The organism is Burkholderia sp. APQ4-4ca (assembly GCF_057837105.1).
On sequence record NZ_JBYQCG010000245.1, the window covers coordinates 1 to 2,136 of the forward strand.

Below are 2,136 nucleotides of genomic sequence, written 5' to 3' on the forward strand. Positions count from 1 at the left end.
CGTGCTGTTCACGCGCACCAGCGAGCTCGTGCAGAAGCTGCAGGCCGCTCGCCAAAATCTCCAACTGCCCTCGATGCTCGGCAAGCTGGACCGCTTCGACCTGATCATCCTCGATGACCTATCGTACGTGCGCAAGGACCAGGCCGAAACGAGCGTGCTGTTCGAGCTGATTGCCGAGCGGTACGAGCGTCGCAGTCTGCTGATCACGGCCAATCAGCCGTTCTCGGGCTGGAACGACGTGTTCCCCGATCCGTCGATGACGGTCGCCGCGATTGACCGGCTGGTGCATCACTCCACCATCTTTGAACTGAACGTCGAAAGCTACCGCCGTCGCAATGCCAGCGACAACAAGCGTCCGCGGCGGCGACAATTACCCGAAACCGAACAGGAGGAAACGACAATTACAGAAACCTGACTAACGACAATTACCCCATCCAACCGGCCAAGGTAATTGACGCTCGACCGGCCAAAGTAGTTGACGATCTACAACGTGACGCACTTCGCTGATTACGTGACCGCGCATGCTGGCGCGGGCGCGTTCCGCCACTTCACGCACGACGACATCGATGCGCGGCATGACATCGGTGCGCAGCAGGTAGAGCGCGAGCGCGCAACACGCCGCGCGATCACCGAATGCGCCGCGCTGATCGGACGCGACGTCGGTGCACCCTGGTGGAGGACGGTATGACCCAACACAAGACGCCCGCCCGCTTTCTCAGCGATGAACGCGTGACGGTCGCGCTGATCGGGTGCGGCGGCACGGGCTCGCAAATGCTGACCGGGCTCGCACGCCTCAATCACGCGCTCGTCGAACTCGGCCACCCGGGCCTGCACGTCACCGCGTTCGACGCCGACACAGTGAGCGCCGCGAACGTCGGCCGGCAGATGTTCAGTCCGGCCGATGTCGGGCAGCGAAAAAGCGTCGTGCTCGTGCATCGCCTAAACGCATTTTTCGGGCTCGACTGGTGCAGTCGACCAGTGCATGCCGGCGCCGACGTGATCATCCGCGGCGCCCCTGACCTCGTTGTCATGTGCGTCGACAGCGCAGCCGCACGGGCGAAATTGGCGCCGGCGCTGAATAAAGCGGGAAGCTATGTAATGGATCTCGGCAACCGCGCGAGCGACGGCCAGGTGATTTTCGGCGCTTCGGCCGGCGCGACCGGAAACACAGCGACCGCAGATAGCACGCCGCTGCGCTGGCCGTATAGCGTACTGCCCGAACTGATCGACACGTCGGTTCCCGAGGACGACACGCCGAGCTGCAGCCTCGCCGAAGCGCTCGAGCGGCAGGAGTTGTTCATCAACCAAGCGGTCGTCACGCAGGGGCTCGCGATCCTGTGGGAATTCTTCCGGCATGCGCGCCTGACGTGGTGCGGTGCTTTCATCAACCTCAAAACTGGCAATGTGCGTCCGATCCCGGTCGCCGGCCACGGCAATTGATCGGGAGCAACGTGATCAGAACTTTAATTGCTCGCATTACGAGCGCTGTGCGGAACTCACGCCTTTCGCGTGAAGATGCGCGCAAGCAGGAATGGATTGATCGATGCGCTAAGCGTTATGTCGACCGCGCCGGAATCGACCTTGCGATGGCGCGCGATTTCGCCGACGCCTGTTGGGAAATGCGCCTCAGCGACGACGACTCGCCCGAGGACATGGCCGACGAAGATATGACCTATTGGGGAGACTAACCATGAATACCAACAACAGCCGCGCTAATGCGCTGGCGGTACGCGACCCGGGCAAGACGAACGCCGAGCAGGGCCTGTATCGCAAGTTCGACGTTCGCCGTGTCGATGGCAGCGACCAGCCCGGCGGAAAGCACCACGATTGTGAATATTTCGTGCTCGATACGACGCACGACGAGCATGCGCGGGCCGCGCTTCAGGCATACGCGATTGCTTGCGCATCGGCACATCCCGACCTGTCCGCAGACCTGATCGCACGATATGGGCTTGCCCCGGTCGAGCCGCCGGCACCAGCGCAGTACGACTCACGATTCACTCATCCCGGCTGCGAAGTGTGTCCGTGTCCGTCGGGTGTTTGCCAAGCCGAACGCTCATCTGATCACGCGAGCGCGGCGTGATATCGCCCGCTACAAGAAAGAGAAATAAGAATGAAACCGATCTACCTCGACTT

At 61.9% G+C, this 2,136-nt stretch carries 5 protein-coding genes; all 5 read left to right on the forward strand.

Translation table 11 applies throughout. The features are described from left to right. On the forward strand, positions 1 to 415 hold a 415-nt coding region (locus AC3IFE_RS33895; protein WP_489194767.1), incomplete at its 5' end, for an ATP-binding protein. A 60-nt stretch (positions 416 to 475) separates the two neighbouring features. Beyond that, a complete protein-coding gene (locus AC3IFE_RS33900) occupies positions 476 to 688 on the forward strand; it encodes a hypothetical protein (RefSeq protein ID WP_489194769.1) in 213 nt (70 codons plus the stop codon). Further along, positions 634 to 1,440 carry a PRTRC system ThiF family protein gene (locus AC3IFE_RS33905; RefSeq protein WP_489194771.1) on the forward strand — a complete coding sequence of 269 codons (807 nt, stop codon included), beginning with the start codon at positions 634 to 636 and terminating at the stop codon, positions 1,438 to 1,440. The genes AC3IFE_RS33900 and AC3IFE_RS33905 overlap by 55 nt, the downstream gene beginning before the upstream one ends. Positions 1,441 to 1,451: 11 nt before the next feature. Next, positions 1,452 to 1,688 (forward strand): hypothetical protein, encoded by a 237-nt coding sequence (locus AC3IFE_RS33910; protein ID WP_489194773.1) that lies wholly within the window; start codon positions 1,452 to 1,454, stop codon positions 1,686 to 1,688. A gap of 2 nt (positions 1,689 to 1,690) precedes the next feature. After that, a complete protein-coding gene (locus AC3IFE_RS33915) occupies positions 1,691 to 2,083 on the forward strand; it encodes a hypothetical protein (protein WP_489194775.1) in 393 nt (130 codons plus the stop codon). Positions 2,084 to 2,136: the final 53 nt, after the last annotated feature.